Below are 2,443 nucleotides of genomic sequence, written 5' to 3'. Positions count from 1 at the left end.
TGACACCAATCAAAATACGGCTCTAAGACGATGTGGTCCGACTATCGGGGACCTGCCACCAGAACACGCCTCCGAAAGATCACAGGTGGCCTCAGGCCGGGCGGAGCTAAGAGCTCGACCGGGCAGTCCGTTGAAAGATACGCAAACTCTTCGACCGGTGAGGACGCAGAGCACCTCGAACGCGGAAGCTCGACATACGTCCCTGCGGCGAAGCGAAGGCAATCGACGACGTCTGTGCGAGGACACAAGACACACTCGTCTACGGCATCCTCACCGCGTTGCGTTGAGGTGTTGGTAGACGCCAGGCAAAAGCTGGCCAAGAAGCTTGTGCGATAGGTCGGGATTGTTGAGAATCTGCGCCGACAATTCGTCTGACGACTCCATCGCGCCGAGGACCGCTGCGACGAACTCGCTGTTGAGGTCCGGGCTAGCGGAGAATTGCGCCAGCGTGTTATGCCTGGCCTGTTGTTGGAGGGTCTCGCTTTCCTCTAGTCGGTCCCGAATGTGGGTCACGACGCTGCGAACGCTCGAATCGGGGTGATCGCCGGAAAAGAGATCGTTGATCTTTGCGATCACCTCGTCCAGAGCCACGAGTTCGGGGTCACGGACCGCACCTGTTCCAGCCTCTTTCGCCGGTTCAAGAGCAACACCGCCTTCAAGTTTGCTAGAGGTCGTGGCCTGCGCGTGCTGATCGATATAGTCGAAATCCACTGCTGACAAATCTATTTCGTGATTCAGCTGCTGCCTGGTGATCTGCGGAGCCAGATGCCGGAGATAGATCGACAGCTTCTCCAGCGACAAATCTTGATAGTCGACGATCTGGGATAGGAAGTCGTACTGCCGAAGGAAGGTGCCGACGTCTTTTCGGAGCATCTCCAATTCATCCATAGCGATCTTGTCTGTGTGTTCGACAGCAGTCCGCTCGCGATCGCGAAAGCGGTCTCTTGCCGGGGTTACCCACCGTGTGAGGGCGTTGTTGCCCTTATTCGCTAGATAGTCGCGGACAAGGCCTTCGACTTCGGATTCGAGATAGATGCCGGTGACGTCGAGCTTGGCCATGGTCTCGTGCACGATGTTCGGGTCAGTGACGTCTGCCAAGGTGGTGGCTTCGTAGTACGGCTCGAACGCTTCGACGATATCCTCCGCCGCATTAGCGAAGTCCAGAACGAAGGTCTGATCTTTGCTGGGCGCAATGCGATTGAGGCGGGACAGCGTCTGCACAGCCGCAACACCGGAAAGCTTCTTGTCGACATACATCGCGACGAGCAACGGCTGATCAAATCCGGTTTGAAACTTGTTGGCTACCAACATTACCTGGTACTCATCGGTTGCAAAAGCGTCACGCAAGTCCCGGCCCTTCAAGCCCGGATTCATAGATGTTTCAGTCGCCTTCTCGATCGCCGAGTCGAGGTCCGTGACCTCACCAGAGAACGCAACGAGGGCGGCAACGTCGCTATAGCCATGCTCGGTGACGTACTTGTCGAACGCCAGCTTGTACCGAACGGCGGCCTTGCGTGACGACGTCACCACCATCGCTTTGGCCTTGCCATCGAGACGCGGCCCGACATTCGACCGGAAGTGCTCGACAATGATCTGCACCTTTTGCGAGATGTTCGTTGGGTGCAGCTTCACCCAGTTCATCACGGACTTGACCGCTGCCTTCTTGTCCACGAGGCCACCGTCAGCCGAAGCTGAGACAGCAACTGTGCCAGCTGCCGCAGTCGAGTCGGTCTCGTAGGAACGGCCGTCATGAGTCAAGCGGAACGCTGTCTTGTAGGGCGTGTAGTTCCGGAGGACGTCGAGGATGAAGCCCTCCTCGATCGCCTGCTGCATCGAGTACAGGTGGAACGGGCGCGGGAGCCCGTCGGTCCCCTTGCGGCCAAATAGTTCGAGTGTCTTTGCCTTCGGAGTCGCCGTGAATGCGAAGAACGACAGGTTCTTCGACTCCGCACGTGCAGTCATCTCAGCAGCCAAAACGTCTTCTGCATCAACTGTGCCGCCGTCGTCCAGTTCGTTCAGCTCAGTCGGTGTCAGAGCTGATTTAAGTCGCTTGGACGCCTCGCCCGACTGGGAAGAATGCGCTTCGTCCGCGATGACTGCGAAGTTCTTGCCTGCAAGGGTCTGCTGGCTCCGGATCTGTTCAAGCGCGTAGGGGAAGGTCTGGATCGTGACGATGATGATCTTCGTGCCGCCCCGCAGTGCCTCAGCGAGCAGTTCCGACTTGGAACCACCGAGACCGTCGATGTGGGCAACAACACCGGGCGTGCGATCGATCTGCCGAATCGCTTCTTGCAGTTGCGAATCAAGGACGTTGCGGTCGGTGATCACGATTACCGAATCGAATATTGGCTTGTTCGCCGAGTCGTGAAGGACGGAAAGTCGATGGGGCCTTGACCCCTCGTGTTGGACACGCTCAATCCCGGACAGAGTTCGGGGGAAGCGA

Annotated in this window: 1 protein-coding gene and 1 pseudogene; both read right to left on the bottom strand. The window is 57.8% G+C overall.

Annotation, left to right across the window (positions count from 1 at the left end; translation table 11 throughout):
- Positions 1-270: 270 nt before the first annotated feature.
- Positions 271-1,671 (bottom strand): type I restriction enzyme subunit R domain-containing protein, encoded by a 1,401-nt coding sequence (locus ACHIRB_RS28520; protein ID WP_395126731.1) that lies wholly within the window; start codon positions 1,669-1,671, stop codon positions 271-273.
- A gap of 180 nt (positions 1,672-1,851) precedes the next feature.
- Positions 1,852-2,328, bottom strand: a pseudogene (locus tag ACHIRB_RS28515) (DEAD/DEAH box helicase family protein); the annotation flags it as partial.
- Positions 2,329-2,443 lie beyond the last annotated feature (115 nt).

Origin of the sequence: Antrihabitans spumae, from assembly GCF_043944905.1 — a bacterium.
Lineage (GTDB): Bacteria > Actinomycetota > Actinomycetes > Mycobacteriales > Mycobacteriaceae > Antrihabitans > Antrihabitans spumae.
Note: the sequence above shows the minus strand (reverse complement) of the source record. Positions and strands in the feature narration are given on the sequence as shown.